Source organism: Bacillus sp. mrc49 (assembly GCF_002803435.1).
On the sequence record NZ_PHNG01000706.1, the window covers coordinates 1 to 17,334 of the forward strand.

The 17,334-nt window shown below is 42.9% G+C and carries 18 protein-coding genes and 2 pseudogenes; 9 read left to right on the top strand and 11 right to left on the bottom strand.

The genetic code is table 11. The annotated features are described in order from the left end of the window. Positions 1–212, bottom strand: a pseudogene (locus CVN76_RS16820) (calcium/proton exchanger); the annotation flags it as partial. 193 nt (positions 213–405) lie between these two features. Here CVN76_RS16820 and CVN76_RS16825 point away from each other — a divergent pair. Further along, positions 406–1,572 (top strand): MFS transporter, encoded by a 1,167-nt coding sequence (locus tag CVN76_RS16825; RefSeq protein WP_100532220.1) that lies wholly within the window; start codon positions 406–408, stop codon positions 1,570–1,572. 338 nt (positions 1,573–1,910) lie between these two features. Then, the gene (locus CVN76_RS16830) at positions 1,911–3,833 is read left to right on the top strand and encodes a heavy metal translocating P-type ATPase (RefSeq protein WP_100532221.1); all 1,923 of its coding nucleotides are present in this window, start codon (positions 1,911–1,913) and stop codon (positions 3,831–3,833) included. Between the two features lie 226 nt (positions 3,834–4,059). Here CVN76_RS16830 and CVN76_RS16835 read toward each other — a convergent pair whose 3' ends face one another. Both CVN76_RS16835 and CVN76_RS16840 read right to left on the bottom strand, forming a co-directional pair. Then, positions 4,060–4,899, bottom strand: coding sequence for a YihY/virulence factor BrkB family protein (locus CVN76_RS16835; RefSeq protein WP_061142546.1), 840 nt, complete (start codon positions 4,897–4,899; stop codon positions 4,060–4,062). Positions 4,900–4,915: 16 nt separating this feature from the next. Further along, positions 4,916–5,317 carry a hypothetical protein gene (locus CVN76_RS16840; protein ID WP_100532222.1) on the bottom strand — a complete coding sequence of 134 codons (402 nt, stop codon included), beginning with the start codon at positions 5,315–5,317 and terminating at the stop codon, positions 4,916–4,918. Positions 5,318–5,547: 230 nt separating this feature from the next. On the opposite strand from CVN76_RS16840, the gene CVN76_RS16845 reads away from it, so the two are divergent. From CVN76_RS16845 to mobB, 3 genes are all read left to right on the top strand, one after another. Next, positions 5,548–5,772 carry a DUF1128 domain-containing protein gene (locus CVN76_RS16845; RefSeq protein ID WP_061142548.1) on the top strand — a complete coding sequence of 75 codons (225 nt, stop codon included), beginning with the start codon at positions 5,548–5,550 and terminating at the stop codon, positions 5,770–5,772. A 92-nt stretch (positions 5,773–5,864) separates the two neighbouring features. After that, positions 5,865–7,130 carry a molybdopterin molybdotransferase MoeA gene (locus CVN76_RS16850; protein WP_100532223.1) on the top strand — a complete coding sequence of 422 codons (1,266 nt, stop codon included), beginning with the start codon at positions 5,865–5,867 and terminating at the stop codon, positions 7,128–7,130. Continuing rightward, positions 7,124–7,690, top strand: a complete 567-nt coding sequence (gene mobB / locus CVN76_RS16855) for a molybdopterin-guanine dinucleotide biosynthesis protein B (RefSeq protein WP_232732294.1) — start codon at positions 7,124–7,126, stop codon at positions 7,688–7,690. Before CVN76_RS16850 ends, mobB begins: the two co-directional genes overlap by 7 nt. 151 nt (positions 7,691–7,841) lie before the next feature. On the opposite strand, the gene map is transcribed toward mobB, so the two are convergent. From map to CVN76_RS16885, 6 genes are all read right to left on the bottom strand, one after another. Further along, a complete protein-coding gene (gene map / locus CVN76_RS16860; protein WP_100532225.1) occupies positions 7,842–8,588 on the bottom strand; it encodes a type I methionyl aminopeptidase in 747 nt (248 codons plus the stop codon). Positions 8,589–8,704: 116 nt separating this feature from the next. After that, positions 8,705–9,220: a type 1 glutamine amidotransferase domain-containing protein gene (locus CVN76_RS16865; RefSeq protein WP_100532226.1), complete on the bottom strand. Its 516-nt coding sequence runs from the start codon at positions 9,218–9,220 to the stop codon at positions 8,705–8,707. 194 nt (positions 9,221–9,414) lie between these two features. After that, on the bottom strand, positions 9,415–9,690 hold the full coding sequence (locus CVN76_RS16870; protein WP_232732292.1) for a late competence development ComFB family protein: 276 nt from the start codon (positions 9,688–9,690) through the stop codon (positions 9,415–9,417). 44 nt (positions 9,691–9,734) lie between these two features. Continuing rightward, entirely contained in the window at positions 9,735–10,490 is a 756-nt protein-coding gene (gene motB, locus CVN76_RS16875) for a flagellar motor protein MotB (RefSeq protein ID WP_100532227.1), read from the bottom strand. Further along, the gene (gene motA / locus CVN76_RS16880) at positions 10,483–11,274 is read right to left on the bottom strand and encodes a flagellar motor stator protein MotA (RefSeq protein ID WP_061142555.1); all 792 of its coding nucleotides are present in this window, start codon (positions 11,272–11,274) and stop codon (positions 10,483–10,485) included. Before motA ends, motB begins: the two co-directional genes overlap by 8 nt. A 285-nt stretch (positions 11,275–11,559) precedes the next feature. Beyond that, positions 11,560–12,657: an AbrB family transcriptional regulator gene (locus tag CVN76_RS16885; protein ID WP_100532228.1), complete on the bottom strand. Its 1,098-nt coding sequence runs from the start codon at positions 12,655–12,657 to the stop codon at positions 11,560–11,562. 386 nt (positions 12,658–13,043) lie between these two features. On the opposite strand from CVN76_RS16885, the gene mreBH reads away from it, so the two are divergent. The 4 genes from mreBH (at position 13,044) to CVN76_RS16905 (ending at position 16,634) form a co-directional block, all read left to right on the top strand. Further along, positions 13,044–14,051, top strand: a complete 1,008-nt coding sequence (mreBH, locus tag CVN76_RS16890) for a rod-share determining protein MreBH (protein WP_061142557.1) — start codon at positions 13,044–13,046, stop codon at positions 14,049–14,051. A gap of 235 nt (positions 14,052–14,286) precedes the next feature. Then, on the top strand, positions 14,287–14,850 hold the full coding sequence (locus tag CVN76_RS16895; RefSeq protein WP_061142558.1) for a tyrosine-type recombinase/integrase: 564 nt from the start codon (positions 14,287–14,289) through the stop codon (positions 14,848–14,850). A 53-nt stretch (positions 14,851–14,903) separates the two neighbouring features. Further along, positions 14,904–15,401 (top strand): cation:proton antiporter regulatory subunit, encoded by a 498-nt coding sequence (locus CVN76_RS16900; protein WP_061142559.1) that lies wholly within the window; start codon positions 14,904–14,906, stop codon positions 15,399–15,401. A gap of 6 nt (positions 15,402–15,407) precedes the next feature. Beyond that, entirely contained in the window at positions 15,408–16,634 is a 1,227-nt protein-coding gene (locus CVN76_RS16905) for a cation:proton antiporter (RefSeq protein WP_100532229.1), read from the top strand. Positions 16,635–16,712: 78 nt separating this feature from the next. On the opposite strand, the gene CVN76_RS16910 is transcribed toward CVN76_RS16905, so the two are convergent. Both CVN76_RS16910 and CVN76_RS31825 read right to left on the bottom strand, forming a co-directional pair. Continuing rightward, positions 16,713–16,904, bottom strand: coding sequence for a gamma-type small acid-soluble spore protein (locus CVN76_RS16910; RefSeq protein WP_100532230.1), 192 nt, complete (start codon positions 16,902–16,904; stop codon positions 16,713–16,715). A gap of 221 nt (positions 16,905–17,125) precedes the next feature. Then, a pseudogene (locus CVN76_RS31825) lies at positions 17,126–17,334 on the bottom strand (glycosyltransferase family 2 protein); the annotation flags it as partial.

Consider the following 17,334-nt stretch of genomic DNA (forward strand, 5'->3'; position numbering starts at 1 on the left):
ACTGCATTACCAAAGGTAGCATTCAAAAGCCCGCCTATCCTCGGCCCCATGACAATCGCTAAACTCTCCGTCGCCCTTCCCATGAATCCTGCAAGCGCGATGATCGTCAAGCAATATACGATGAACATGATTACACTTGGCCAATGCAGCAAAGAACCAATGACGGATATAGGGACACCCAGTACGACAAGTCCCAAAAATATTTTATTCACGATACTTCTCCTCACAATCTTATATGTACTTTTTATATAACAAAAACAATCATACATAATCTTAAGTCATTGCCAAAGGAAAATTTTATCACAGCACTCCTTCTTGTCAATATTTACCCAAAATTTAATTGCTTAACCCTGTCCTTAGGATGTAACATCAACAAGGTACACATTTCTTAGGAGACATGAATATATGAATCATAAACTGCTTATACGTGTTTTAATCTTAATTGTCGGCATATCGGGTTTTTCTCAAGGAATGCTCTTGCCGGTCATTGCCATCATCTTTGAAGGTGACGGAATCAGCTCTTCCTTAAACGGCTTTCATGCTGCCTCGCTTTATATTGGAATTCTGTTGATTTCTCCATTTATGGAAGCGCCCCTCCGTAAGTATGGATATAAACCATTGATATTATTTGGGGGAGCCACCGTCATCCTTTCTTTGGCCCTATTTCCTGTATGGGAATCATTCTGGTTTTGGTTCCTCCTGCGCTTCTTCATCGGCATCGGCGATCATACACTTCACTTTGCCACCCAGACCTGGATCACCGCTATTTCACCAATAGCGAAGCGAGGAAGGAATCTTGCCATTTACGGCCTTTTCTTCAGCCTTGGCTTCATGGTTGGTCCGCTAATGACGAAGCTTCTTGAATTCAATCAATCATTACCTTTCATCATCACATCCATAATCAGCCTGCTCACTTGGTTAACCGTTTTCTTGATTAGAAATGAGCTTCCTGAACAGGATGAATTGGAAAACGCGTCATTTCTTGGCACACTCAAAAGGTTTACGAAGGTGAGCCGCATCGCTTGGGTTGCTTTTTTATTGCCATTCACGTTTGGTGTGCTCGAAGCTTCATTGAATAGCAACTTTCCAGTATTCGCATTGCGATCGGGAATCGATTTAACCGCCGTGTCGATTATCATTCCGGCATTTTCAGGAGGTACCCTGCTTACACAGATTCCGATTGGTATGCTCAGTGATCGATATGGACGGCGAAAGACGCTGCTCTTCATCATTTTTTCAGGATTCACCATATTCACTATGGCAGGACTCTACTCCCATTCCGTTCTCGGCCTTTTCCTCTGCTTTATGCTTGGCGGAATGATGCTCGGTTCGACTTTCTCGCTAGGTATCAGTTACATGGCAGATTTATTGCCTCGTAATCTTTTACCTGCAGGAAATTTGTTATGCAGTATCTTTTATAGTCTTGGCAGCATCGGCGGTCCATTCTTTGGCGGCCTTATAATCGAGCATTCACAGGGTGGGAATTTTTTCCACATGATCAGTATCATGCTTTTCCTGGTCTTCCTTGCATTGGCTACTTTCAAGGAAAAATTGCCTGCAAAAGGTATGTAGTTTAGTTTATTATCTGAACTACTTCATTTATTATTCAACCGTCATACACCATTTAACAATCAATTTTTCAGATTGCAATAACTAACACTTTATATTTTTTCCTACATTAGAATCATTCTTCTTTATTTTCGAATAGGATATGTGGTATTATAATATTATCAAAATGAACAACGCGTCAAGAAACCCTTAAAAACATTGCTGTCATCACAATTCCGATGACAGCTTTCATATTTTACGAAGAAAAATGACGTTGATTATCTTTCTCAATTAGACAGGATGCTAATGATAATCTATATCAATTACACATAAATAGAGAAGAAAAGTGGGAGGGAAATTTTATGATTACAGAAACGAAACAATTAACCCAACCGGCGGCCGCATGCAAAACCACCTGGTTGGAAAAGGCAAAACCACATATGGAACTTATCGCTGCTTTATTCAGCGGTTTATTGATAGTAGTGGGCTGGGTCCTTTCAAAGAATGGCATGGAATCCACCTCCATCGCCATTTACTTGGCCTCTTTCCTGATTGGCGGCTATGCCAAAGCAAAAGAAGGCATCGAAGATACGATTGCCGACCGCGAACTGAATGTTGAAATGCTGATGATACTAGCGGCCATCGGTTCGGCAATCATTGGCTATTGGACCGAAGGCGCGATATTGATATTCATATTTGCTTTAAGCGGCGCACTCGAAACGTACACGATGAATAAAAGCCATAAAGAAATATCAGCTCTTATGGATCTGCAGCCCGAAGAAGCACTGCGCATCACAAACGGATATGAAGAAACCGTATCCGTTTCCCATCTTCATATCGGGGATTTGATCTTGGTTAAACCAGGGGAGCGAGTGCCATCGGACGGAAAAATCATTGATGGACGTACAAATATCGATGAAGCCGCCATCACTGGTGAATCAATCCCAGTCAGTAAATCATTGGATGATGAGGTATTTGCCGGGACAGTGAATCTTCGTGGCACGATTACCGTGGAAATTACCAAGCCAGCAAGTGAAACTTTATTTCAAAAAATCATTACCCTCGTGCAATCAGCTCAGAGCGAAAAGTCCCCTTCACAGCTGTTCATTGAGCGGTTTGAAGGAACTTACGTAAAGGTCGTATTGACTGTGGTCGGCTTGATGATGTTCCTGCCCCACTTCTTATTGGCTTGGAGCTGGACGGAAACTTTCTACAGGGCGATGATCCTGCTTGTTGTCGCTTCACCTTGTGCCCTTGTGGCTTCCATTATGCCCGCTACCTTATCCGCCATTTCAAACGGTGCCCGTCATGGCATATTATTTAAAGGCGGCATCCATCTGGAGAATCTGGGCAACCTCCAGGCTATCGCTTTAGACAAAACCGGCACATTGACAAAAGGAAAGCCAGAAGTAACCGATGTCATCATCCGTGAAGGTTTGACTGAAGAGGATTTCTTATTCCATGTTGCATCCGTCGAAAATTATTCAAACCACCCTCTGGCAACATCGATCGTACGTTATGCGCAAACGAAATTAGCCACTGACATCATTAAACCAGAAAACATGGAAGATATTTCAGGTAACGGTGTTCAAGCTTATCTCAACGGAGTGCTTTGGAAAATCGGAAAAGCTGATTATGTCGGCCGAACTGAAGCTGAAAATTTCAACGAAGGCATTGCACTGACATTGGCGGAACAAGGAAAGACGATCGTTTATGCCAAAGACGACAAAGGGATCGCAGGTATACTCACCTTGAAGGATGTCGTGCGTGCAGAGACCATCTCAGCCATCGAAGCTCTAAAAAACGAGGGCATCCATACAGTGATGCTGACAGGTGACGGGGAAATGACTGCCAGGGCGATTGCTGCGGAGAGCTGTATTGATGGATATATCGCGGAATGCCTGCCTGAAACGAAAGTTCACGAAGTGAAAAGGCTGAAAGAGCAATTCGGCACTGTAGCCATGGTTGGGGATGGGATTAATGATGCACCTGCATTAGCAACCGCTTCTGTCGGAATTGCGATGGGCGAAGGGACGGATGTTGCCTTGGAGACAGCGGATGTCGTCCTGATGAAGAATGACCTGCCCCGCATTGCTGAAGCCGTCAAGCTATCAAAAAAAATGAATCGTATCATCAAACAAAACGTCATTTTTTCGATTTCAGTCATCATGATTCTGATTGCATCCAACTTCCTTCAATTCCTAGACCTGCCTTATGGCGTCATCGGTCACGAAGGCAGCACGATTCTCGTTATCTTGAATAGCTTAAGGCTATTGAGAAACTAACAAAAAAAAGGAGCCCAAAGGCTCCTTTTTTTATGTTTAGCTCTTTAATGATACCCGTTCTTACCATTTGCAGAACCAGACGTTTTATGGTTCGAACCTTTTTTCCCTTTTTGCTTTGTGCTGCCATCCTTTTTACTCATGAAAAAACTCCTCCTCTACAAAAGTTGTCATTTCTTGAATAGTATCTGCAGCAGGATGGATCACCATTACGGGAAGTCAAGGAAGTTCATTCACATTCTGGATTTTTCTTTTCGCTCAAAAGGGCATTTATTTCCCCGCCCAGAATGATGATGAGTCCTGATAAGTAAAACCAGACCATTAGAACGATGATTCCCCCAAGGCTTCCGTATGTTGCAGAATAATTGGCGAATTTATCGACATAAAACGAAAACAAAAAGGAAACGAGGCTCCAGCCTGCCGTTGCAAAGATAGCACCAGGCAACACAGTTAAGCATTTCAGTTTTTTATTCGGTGCAATCCAATAAAGGATTGTAAACACGATTAGAAATACAATCGTGCTGACCACCCATCGCAGTTGATTCCAAATTGTTAGAAACTCATCGGATTGTCCAATTTCAGAAAACAGGAATACTCCAATCTGCTTACCGAATACCGGGAGCAGCAATACGACAACAAAAACAAAAATCATCGCTAAAGTGAGTAAAATCGACATTCCCCGGGAAATAAAGAAAGTTCGACTTTCTTTTACACCATATGCATGGTTAAATGCTTTTATGATTGCATTCATGCCATTTGAAGCCGACCAAATCGTACCGATGATACCAAACGACAATAATGTACCGTTCGCCTCCATCACTTCCGATAAATTGGTTTCAATGATCTTCATCGAATCGTCAGGTGCGTAGGAACGGACCGTATTCAATATATCTTCTTGGGAAAATGGCAGATAGGCCAATAAAGTGAACAAAAATATTAATAACGGAAACAAGGAAAGCAAGAAGAAATATGACAGCTGAGCAGCTAATCCCGTCACTTCATCCATCTGTAACCGTTTTATGAAAGCCTTGAAGAATGAGCCTTTCAGCCATTCCTGTTTACTGGCCATATCTCCACTCCTTTTTCTAATTTAAGGGAACCCTTCCTTCCGGATGGTGATTCGCAGACGACTCATCCTCATTCTCTGCAGTAAAGACTTCCTTCGTCTCCATCACCACATGGGCAACTTGCGCCGGAATATCTTTCATTTCCTCCACTTTTTGGGAAATGAAAGATACATCATCAGAAATTTTTTCTACCGTTGAACGGACCTTCGTCGATGTTTCACGCACTTGCGAAAGAACCCCATTGGGATTCTTTACGAATTCACTCATAGTACCTATGCAGCTTTTACCGTTTTCCAATACAGACATACGCGTCGTTTTATCAAAAAGGCTCACCACAGCCCCTGCAACCGCCCCAATAAAGACCGCTTGCATAAATTTGCTTTTCTTGCCACTCTTATATTCTTCTCGAATGTTGCTCATATATTCTCCTCCTCGTCATATATTGATTGATGGATAATGGTATCTATCTCCATTATACAATGTTTATAAAAGTTTTTTCCTATCTTTTCCCAAACCCACTCACTTTAAAACGCGGAGATAATCGAGAGAATTGGGTTTCATGCTTGCATTCAGCTCCAATATCCATTGACTTCTAAGGGCAATCATGCAAAGATGAAAATAATTTAGGAACGTTTGAGAGGATGAGGGAAATGGATTTAACTCAAAACACGGCAGAAAGTGTCGAGTTTATGGTGGAAGCGATAAAGGACAAATTAAAAGTGATGAATTTCGGCGCAATCAAATCGACCCATTTTGATATCGAGATGTATGAAGAGCTTCATGACATTTATCAGATGGTCATGAAAAAAACGAACTTCAGTGTCCGTGAAATGGAAGCGATCGCCGAAGAACTCGGCAGACTGCGCAATAAGTGAACGATTAAATCCTCCCAATATGGTGAGGATTTTTCTTTTTTTTTGGATTTCTGCTACATTTGATATATGAAAAAGAGACAGGAGTGAAAAGCATGGTGGAAAGAAGAACGCCTATCAGTATATCAGCAGCAGTCAATAAAGTGATGGAAAATAAACTAGCGGGACAAATGGAATGGGTTCCCTTGGAAGAAAGCCAGCATCGTTTTTTGGCACAAGATATTACTGCTACACATGATGTTCCGCATTTTAACCGCTCCCCTTATGATGGCTACGCTCTCAGGTCAATCGATACCGTCGAAGGTTCCGTACATAGCCCTCTCAAGTTCGAGGTGGTGGAAGCGTTGGCTGCGGGTATGGTATCGACCATCCCCGTACTGCAAAACCAAGCGGTAAGAATCATGACCGGAGCTCAAATGCCAGCTGGATGCGATGCCGTGATCATGCTTGAGCTTACAAAGGAATCGGAAGTGGACGGAAAGAAATACATATCATTCAAACGCTCCCTTAAGGAAGGGGAAAATGTATCCTATCAAGGCGAGGACGCACGACATGGGGATATCCTAGTGAAAAAAGGTACAAATATCAATCCAGGAATCATTGGCTTACTTGCAACTTTCGGTTATGCAGAGGTTCCTGTCGCCGCAAAGCCTCTCGTTGGATTATTCGCTACAGGTTCGGAACTTCTCGATGCCCACGAACCTTTGCAGCCAGGGAAAATCCGCAATAGCAACTCACATGCCATCTCTGCCCAAATTCACAGGGCTGGAGGAGAAGTCCGTTACTATGGAAAGCTTAAGGATGAGTTCGAAGCGAGCTACGCTGCCATTTCAAAAGCCTTGGAAGAAGTTGATTTGCTCATCACGACTGGTGGCGTATCCGTCGGTGACTTTGACCTTCTTCCTGATGTTTATCAAAAACTTGGAGCTGATGTGTTATTCAACAAGGTGGCCATGCGCCCCGGAAGCGTCACGACTGTAGCCGTTCATCAAAATAAATTTCTATTCGGTTTATCCGGTAATCCCTCTGCCTGTTATGTCGGCTTTGAACTTTTTGCAAGACCGATCATCCGGACGATGCTGTTTTCCGAACAGCCGCATTTACGCAAAGAAACAGCTCGATTGGCAAAGGACGTCTTAAAGCCCAACCCATTTACACGTCTTCTGCGAACACGATTTTATTACGAAGCAGGTCAATTGAAGGTAACTCCAAGTGGTGTCGATAAATCCAATATTACCACAAGCTTGGCAGGTGCCAATTCACTGACCATCCTACCAGGCGGGACGAGGAATTTTCATACGGGTGACATCGTGGAGATCCTATTGCTGGAGGACCAGGAAGGTTGTGGTTGGCCGTGGTGAAGCCCTTTGTTTTTCAGGTTGTCGGCTACCAGAATAGAGGAAAGACAACCTTCATAAAGAAGGTCATCGAAAAGCTTCGCGAAGTGAAAGTGGAGGTCGCCGTACTAAAGCACCACGGCCATGGCGGAAAACCAGATATCGCTAATTTGAAGGATTCCCATAATCACTTTCAAGCTGGCGCAGTGGCTTCACTTGTTGAAGGGGACGGCACCATGGAATTGCTCGGCAACCTCAACGCTGGAGCTTCAATTACTGAGCTGATTCACTTATTGGGGCTGTTCCATCCCGATGTGATTTTAATTGAGGGGTATAAACAAGAGGACTTTCCTAAGGTAATTCTAATAAAAGAAGAAAGTGATCTGATTTTATTGGAAACGCTTTTGAATGTCAAAGCGGCGATAGCATGGCCTGAATGCCTTGAGCGAACCATGAATCATGCGACCGTACCCGTCTTCCCCTTGGATTCGGATGTTTTCTTTGAATGGTTTTTAGAACGAATTTTAGAATGGCACAATGCCCGTTCAATAGTTTTAAGAAAAATGGACGAAGGAGATCAATGAATCGAACGCTTCTTCTTCGCGATTGGCCATCTGCATCTGTTTTATTAAAACTTTTATAACGGTTTGCCTTCCCCTTCGATCCTACATTAAAAAGGTCTCGGAATGAGGCCATTCCGAAACCTTTTTAAAAGTATCATGCAGATTCAAAATTTCATTGCTCCGTTAGAATAAGCGGACCGTTTTTCGTGATGGCGATCGTGTGCTCATATTGGGCCGAGTATTTCCCGTCTGCGGTGGAAGCCGTCCATCCATTCGCATCCCGGCTGGCCTTATATGTACCTACGTTGACCATCGGCTCGATCGTGAACACCATGCCTTCCTTAAGGCGCGGGCCTTTATTCGGCAGCCCGTAATGAGGAACCTGCGGCTCTTCATGAATGACATTTCCTATTCCATGTCCGATGAAATCGCGAACGACCGAAAAGCCCTCCGCCTCGACATAAGTTTGGATCGCATGACCGATATCACCGATCCGATTGCCTACCAGACTAACTTCGATAGCCTTATATAAAGATTCCTTCGTCACTTGCACCAAATGTTCCGTTTCCTTAGAAACCTTTCCGACCGTATACGTCCAGGCCGAGTCGGCAAGGGCGCCATTATAATTGACGACCATGTCAATCGTCACGATATCTCCATTTTTCAAAGGGGTTTTACGAGGGAAGCCATGGCAGATTTCTTCATTTATACTTGCACATGTCGCATATTCATATCCTTTGTATCCTTTTTGTTCCGGCTTCGCGCCATGTTTTTTTAGGAATCCTTCAACAAATTCCTCTATTTCCCACGTAGTTACACCAGGAGCGATCATTTTTGCAATCTCCCTATGACAAGCGGCCAATATTTTTCCTGATTCGTGCATCGCTTGAATTTCACGTGCAGACTTTAATACGATCAATCGTGACACTTCCTTTTTTATTCGTCTCTCCTTTTATTTTACTGCAAAGATGGTAGTATATGAATCCTTTAAAGCTTATTACAAAAAAAATCCCGGCAGCTGCCGGGATTTTTTTATTATTTCAATAAGTTTAACGCTTCCCGGTTAAATGCAGGAAGGTCTTCCGGCGTCCTGCTGGTTACAAGTTGGTTGCCGCAAACCACAACCTCCTTGTCCAAATATGTCGCACCAGCATACTCCATATCGACTTTAATCGAGGTATAGCCAGTTGCATGGCGCCCTTCAAGTGCCTTGGCCGTAATCAGCAGCTGAGGTCCGTGACAAATTGCAAAGACTGGTTTTCTATCATCCATGAACGCTTTGGCAAATGTTACGAAGCGTTCGTCAGCACGCAGCTGGTCAGGCGAGAAACCGCCCGGAATGAACAATGCATCAAAATCCTCTGGTTTCACTGAATCGATGCTTTCATCAATCTTGACTTCCACTTCACCTTGTTTGCCTTGAACCGTTTTCCCTTTTTCCATTTCGATTGTCGTTACTGTATGGCCAGCTTCCTTAAATGCTCTAGCCGGTTCACTATACTCTGAATCCTCAAACATATTCGTTATTACACATGCAATTTTTTTACTCATATAAAATTCATCTCCTCATTTTTGATCGAATGAACCTACTTTGTACTTTATTTATCTTCCCTCCTGTACCGTAAATAAAACACATAAATCATAATCTTCCCTCCAACACGCGATACATCCTCCGCTGATCGCATCATTATTAGGCAACACAAAAAAAGATAAGGCCGCTTGAACCTTATCTTCCCTCCTGCCAGTCAATGTTTAGGATATTGCCCCACAACGTGTATGGCATTGATGATCCTCTTATTGATCCATTTCCGGTTTTCTTCCGTATTCAAATTCTCGAATATCCGCTTACGTCCTTCTTCTGTCGTTACATAGTAATTGGGCATATTATTCAATGATAATGTGATGATGTCATTTTTACATTTGTCGCATGAACAAAATGTTTGGTATTCCATACCTGACATTAAAACCTGAACCCAAGTCACAACGATTTCTTCCATCACATTTGTATATTCTCTTTCCATGTATGCTCCTTCAAAAGTAAAACCCGTCCATTCCAGACAGGCTTTCAATCATTTATTGCCGTCCGCGGGACTATCAGGATTTCAACTCTCCGATTTTTCGCCCTTCCTTTTTTCGTTTCATTAGAAGCAACCGGCTTGAATTCCCCATGTCCTTTAGCGCTGAACATTTCAGGGTCCAACTCTTTATTCTCTAGAAGAAGTTTCATGAAATTCACGGAACGCATCACGCTCAGATCCCAATTGGATTCGTATTGGTGGTTTTTGATCGGAATATTATCGGTATGCCCGCTTACGATGATGTTTCTCGGTAAGTCCATGACCAGCAAAACGGATATCTCCTTTGCGATTTTTCGGTTTTCACTCCTAACCTCGGCAACACCTGATTCAAACAGAACATTTTCCCTTATCGATATCAACATGCCTTCATCCGTGAGGTTCGTTCCCAATTTATCAGTCAAATCATTCTTTTGGATATACGCGTCCACACGCTTCTTGACTTCTGTAAGCTCTTCCTGCTCATTTTTCCCTAATTTCTCAAGATCCTCCGCCCCTGCTTTTTGCTCAGGCGATGTCGGCTCATTGCTCGGGGAATCACTCGGGAAATCCATAAATCCCGTTCCGCTCGTAAACACCTGGTTAAATACATTGGACAATTGCTGGAATTTCACTGCATCAACCGAGCTCGAAGCGAATAAAACGATAAAAAGAGCAAGAAGCAATGTTAAGATATCGGCATAGGGAACCAGCCACGATTCATCGATATGCTCTTCATGCCTATGTTTCTTTTTCCGCCTAGCCATCTTCTCTCACATCGCCTTCCAGCCACTTCTTACGATCTCCAGCAGGCAAATAAGATGTTAATTTCTGTTCAATCGTTCTTGGCGCTTCTCCTTCGATGATCGACAATATCCCTTCTATCATCATTTCCTTGATCCGGACCTCCTGCTGCGATTTTCGCTTGAGCTTATTGGCAAAGGGGTGCCATAACACATACCCCGTGTAAATCCCCATCAAGGTTGCAACGAAAGCCGCAGATATCGCATGTCCCAATGCCTCCGTGTCAGCCATATTCCCTAACGCTGCAATCAATCCGATTACTGCACCCAATACTCCAAGTGTCGGTGCATATGTACCCGCTTGAGTGAAAATCGCTGCACCGCTCAGATGGCGTTCCTCCATCGCATCGATTTCCTCCGCTAAAATATCCCGAATGTAATCAGCACTTTGCCCTTCAACAGCAAGATTCAAGCCATTTTTCAAAAAGGTATTATCGACTTGATCCGAAATGCTTTCCAATGCCAATAAGCCTTCTTTCCTGGCAATGACCGCCCATTCCGAAAATGTTTTGATTAATTCTTCCGGCTTCGTCAATTTTTGCTGCAAAAATAAAATCTTGAATATTTTTGGCAGTCTTTTTAATTCTGACAAAGGAAAAGCCGTTACGACAGCGGCAATCGTTCCTACAATAATGATCAAAATGGCGGCAGGATTGATCAACGCCGTTACACTTACGCCCTTCAACACCATTCCGACCAAGATGGCCACAATACCCAGTACTACGCCCAAAACTGATGTTATATCCATAATATTCACCCATTCATTTAAAATCTCGTCTTCTTTTTATATCGGTTGTAATGTGAAAAAAATGAGGATTATTTTACTATTCCGGTTTAAATTCATTAAATCATCACAAAATCCATGTACTTTTCTCCTTGCCAAGGGCCGTTTCACAAGCCTATTTGCTCAATTCAGATAAATTTTTTGCACGTGTATGAAATTTCAAGCCCCACCGTAAAAATTGAGGTCGTTTATATGGAAGGTTTGGATTTTCCTCGTGAGTTTTTTGAATCGAAACAAAGGCAAAGCTAGTCAGCTTTGCCCCTGTTCCTGTTTTCGCTCGTTTCTTCCATCCAGCCATTTGATGACGGGTGAAAGAAGGAATAAAATGAATAATATCCTGAATAAGTGAAAGCTTGTGACAACGGATAAATCGACATGAACGGACATCGCTGTGACAGCCATTTCCGCCACACCGCCTGGCGCCATGCTCAGGAACAGTTCATTCGCCTGCAATGATAGCAGCGGAGCAAGCTGTATCGATAAAAAATAGCAAAAACCGATCAATAGGATATTACTTAAGAATACCGCTCCGAACATTTTTCTGAAAAGGCGTGGGTTATCAACCTTCAAGGTGTAGCCTAAATGAGTGCCAATCAATAATTGTGACATGCTCAGCCAAAAGTCGGGTATTTGCGGGGCACCTGGTCCGACTAAATTGAATATTGCCGCAGCCATTAAGGGGCCGAGTAAAAAAGGCAGTGGGAAATTCACTCTCTTTGTGATGAAGATGAATGATAGCAGGGTCACCAGCATCATGATGGCCATTTTCCCGTCATAATCAAATAAGAAAAACGGCCGTTCAGCCATGGGCGCCACCGCACCTGATTCAACTGACATTACATGGGTCACCAGCCAGGGAACGATGGATATCACCAGAATGATCCGAAGGGTCTGCATGAACCCGACAACCGTTTCATCGCTATTCTTCATATCCTCACTTAAAACCACCATTTGGGAAAGTCCTCCGGGAAAACTGCCAAGCATGGAAGTGCTTGGTGAGAGGTTCATCCGTTTCCCTACAAACCATCCGGTCACCATTGAGAAAAAAATGATGGCGATTGTCGTAAAAAGCATGACAGGCAAATATTCAACCATCTCGTTCAAGGATTGTTTCGTGAATGAACTGCCAAGTTGCAAGCCAAGAATGACCAGTCCAACGCTTCTGAAGGGCTTGGCCCAAAACATGTACTTCCTTAGCTTCACTTTCGCGATCATAACAATAAATAAAGGCCCAAGCATCCACGGCAAGTATACGCCAAGCCGATCAAACGTATAGCCGGCAAGGAAAGCGAGAATGGATGTAAAGATGACTTTAAAACTCTTACTCTCAATAAAATATGTACGCACAACATGACCTTCTTTATCGGATTTTCATCTATATCTTAACATAAAATGGACGGTGCCAAAGGTGCCCCCCTTGTTTAGGACAAAAGCCAGGAATAAACAGGCATTAGCCGCTTCATTCATCCACCCAATTTTTTTCACTTCTCATTGCGCAATTCCTCCGTTTTTTCAATCATGAAAGCCTATTGGGCCGGGTCGCATCCACATGGAATATTCCATTCATGGCTCGTTCGCCAGCTTCAGCCATTACTATAATTAAACATCTTATCCCTATCGAAAAAGGTACGAGGTCACCCGTCTATTATTTACTAGAATTACCACCCCCATAAACACGCTGCAAAAGGTAGAATGAGTATATAGGGGTCAAACTCTTATGGAGGGGTGACTAAATGTTATCAAATACAGAAATAGGCATTGATTTAGGAACTGCAAATACGCTAGTTTACAGTAAAAATAAAGGAATCGTATTTAATGAGCCATCAGTGGTGGCCATTGATATAGAGACTAATAAAGTATTGGCAGTCGGTGTGGATGCAAAAAACATGATTGGGAAAACACCTGGAAATATCGTCGCAATTCGTCCGCTAAAGGACGGTGTCATTGCAGATTTTGACGTAACCGCGCAAATGCTTCGTGAAATCATGAAAAAAGCAAGCAAGGCCCTGGGCTTATCGCTCCGGAAGCCTAGTGTCGTGGTATGTACGCCATCAGGCTCAACGTCAGTCGAGAGAAGGGCAATTCAGGATGCAGTCAAAAGCTGCGGAGCCAAACAGGTCCATCTCATCGAGGAACCGGTGGCGGCAGCAATCGGGGCAGGACTTCCTGTCGAGGAGCCCGTTGCCAATGTGATCGTCGATATAGGCGGCGGTACGACTGAGGTTGCGATCATATCATACGGCGGAGTGGTATCCTGCAATTCAATCAGAATTGGCGGGGATCAATTGGATGAAGATATCAGCCAATATGTCAGGAAAAAACATAATGTGCTGATTGGCGAAAGAACAGCCGAAGAAATAAAAAAAGAAATCGGCTATGCACTTGTTGAGCATTCCGTGATGACGATGGAAGTCAGGGGCCGCGATCTTGTAACAGGACTTCCAAAGCCCATTACCATATCATCCACTGACGTTCAGGCAGCCATTCAGGAATCGCTTCTTCATATATTGGAATCGATCAGGGCCACTTTGGAGGACTGTCCGCCTGAATTAAGCGGGGATATCGTCGATCAAGGCGTCATCTTATCAGGCGGTGGTGCACTTCTCAACGGAATACAAGAATGGCTGACGAATGAAATTGTCGTCCCAGTCCAGCTTGCAGACAATCCGCTAGAATCAGTTGCCATCGGAACCGGCCTTTCACTTGAGGTCATTCATAAATTACAAAAAGCGGTATACTAAAACACTAGGGATCCCTAACTTGGGGATTCCTTTTTTTTATCCACTCATGACCCCCTCTTCGCTTTTAAAAGAAACGGATATATTTTCACTTGATTGTGTAGAGAATAAGAAAAAGCTTTTTTCAGTTCAACAGTACTTTTCTTTTTGGAGAAGCCTTAATAGGACTTATCGCATGAAATGTTACATAAGTTATGATATAATATAATTATGTTACATTGGCAAGAGGAGAAGATGTATGGAATATGTAGAAGCCTTTAAGGATATCAATCAAATCAGCAAAATAAAGACCTATTTACGAGCTCATTCCAGTCGAGATTATTTATTGTTCGTGCTCGGCATCAACACAGGCATGAAAATAAATGAAATGCTGGAAATCACAGTCGCAGACGTTCTTGATGAAACGGGGAAAATCAAGGAGTTTTATGAGCAACGGATGGAAACCGGCGAAGTCACTCAAATTTTTTTAAACCTAAAGGTTCGTACCGCTTTACAAGAGTACCTTAAAGGCTCGAAGGTTATCGAGGGTCAATTTTTATTTCTTTCGCCTAAGACAAAAAAGCCGATTACGCGTCAGCAGGCGCACCGGATCATCCATGATGCCGTGGAAGGTGCAGGTCTGACAGGTAAATTCGGGGCAAGTTCGATGCGTAAAACTTTCGGCTATCATGCTTATAAACAAGGTGTGTCATTAGCTTTGATCCAAAAGCATTACCATCATTCAAGCCCGTCGGAGACACTGAAATACATCGGCATTTCCAAGGAGAAGAAATTCAAGACGATTATTGATGTCAACTTATAAACATGTTTCTCTCTTCCGTTAACTCTACCCAAAAAATTTAAGGAGGAATTCCAGTGAGAATTAGAGAAAGTGAACTTCCTGGCATTGGTCAAAAGTTCGAAATCATAACCAGAAATGATGAAAAGCTAGTAGTCGTCATTCACGATGACGGCCGTCGGGAATTATACCATTTTGACCAGGAGCACGAAGATGTCATTTCAAGCATCACCATCAATGATCAGGAATCGAGGCAATTGGCTTCCATCATTGGCGGCATGGTTTATAAACCACAAGCTCTTGAAACGATAGAAATGTCCCTTGGTGACCTGGTGATTGAATGGTTCAAGGTCGAACCAGGTTCTAAAGCCATCAATCAAACGATTGGGTCGATAGATATCCGGAGCAACTATAACGTTACCGTCATCGCCCATTCGAAAAAGGGTAAAAAACAATTGAATAATCCCGGTCCCGACTCTGTCATCGAAACAGGAGATACACTGGTGATATCCGGTGAAAGAAAAGATATCCGCAACCTGACAAGAGAATTATTGACCGACGAAAGGAGTGACTAAGCTCCTATGGACCATTTAGTTTTCGAAGTGGGAACTGCCCTGCTTCTAGTAGCATTTGCTGCTCTCATTGCAGGTAAATTCAAAGTATCCAATGTACCCATTCTCATTATCATCGGGATGCTCGTCGGTCCCCATGCCCCGCACTTCGGGTTGATTGATTTACGATTCATCGAGAGTGATGCAATCATAGCGTTCCTCGGAAGGGTCGGTATCTTATTCCTCCTGTTTTATTTAGGGCTTGAATTTTCCGTTAAAAAGCTAATGAAATCAGGGAAAAATATCGTGACTGGCGGAACCTATTATATATTAATCAACGTAGGTATGGCCCTCATATATGGGTTCCTCCTGGGGCTCCCATTAAAAGAGGTCCTGATACTAACAGGGATTATCAGCTTTTCATCAAGCGCCATTGTGGCCAAGGTACTGGTGGACCTGAAAAGGACCGGTAACAATGAAACGGAGCTAATCCTTGGTATTATCATGTTTGAAGATATCTTCCTCGCTGTTTATTTATCAGTCGTATCTGGATTGGTATTAAGCTCTTCTGGTTCCGTTTGGGGAACATTACTTTCTACTTTCATCGCGATCGGGTATATGCTGATATTCTTCGTAATAGCCCGGAAGGCTTCTGGGGTACTGAACAAATTATTCAATATATCCTCAGATGAGATATTTATCATTGTCGTGTTCGCGTTACTATTCTTCATTGCAGGTTTCTCGGAAACGATTCATGTTGCAGAAGCGATTGGCGCTTTATTGCTCGGGCTGGTCTTTTCGGAAACGGAACATAGCGACAGGATTGAAAAACTTGTCATTCCCTTTAGAGACTTCTTCGGGGCCATATTCTTCTTCAGCTTTGGCTTGAGTATCGATCCGACCTCCTTGGGCGGAGCAATCTGGATGGTTCTTGGGGCCGTCATCATCACCATAATCGGTAACTTTGCCGCTGGTATGATAGCCGGACGCAAATCAGGCTTATCTCACAGGGCTTCCGCTAATATCGGTCTAACGATCGTTTCTCGTGGTGAATTCTCCATCATACTAGCAAACCTTGGCATTGCCGGCGGTTTAATGCCTATACTCACCCCGTTTGCTGCATTATATGTGTTGACCTTAGCGATTCTTGGACCGATCATGACCAAGGAATCCAAACACATTTATAATATCCTTAATAAAGTCTTCAAATGGACCCCTCCGAAAATCGAAAGGGAACAAGAAAAAGAAGTGCACTAAAAAATCCAGACAACATTGTCTGGCTCAGAAAAAAAAAAAGGAAGCCTAGGCTTCCTTTTTTTATATACTAATTTGAATTTATCTGCCTTCTGATTGTTGATTTTGCTTTTTTACTTCCTGAATATTCGTTTCACTTGCAAACTCAAATTTCCCTTTAGTCGATTGTTGGTTTTCACGTATAACTTCCAGAGCATTTGTTTCACTTGCAAACTCAGTTTCAGATTGAGTAGCATGTTGTCTAAAGTTACCTGCTTGATTTTTCTTTTCCATTTGTATTCACCTCCACGGTAGTAACATAACCAACATCGTGAGGTAGTATCCGGAAATTCCTCGCCTTCATAAATCTATTGGGGCAAAGGTTTCTACTTGAATTAACGGAAAAATGCAACATACAATACTTTACTATTCATTCTTTATTTTAGCTTTGAATTCTCGAAAATACGAAAATGAGCGTTGTCGCCCAATGGAGGATGGGACGGTAATTAAGATTTCTAGACATTTATTTTACGACCCTTCCATTTTACAGAACGTAAAACATTCACCCGGAAGAAGGAATATACATAGACTCCTGTGAAAAATAAAAACAAAAACGGATAAAATGGGAATACAGCCCATCTGAAATTACCGACCCTACGGGCAAACCATGCCGTTTGAATGGTATAGAGGATATACAATACTCCACTGAAAATAATGGCGGGAG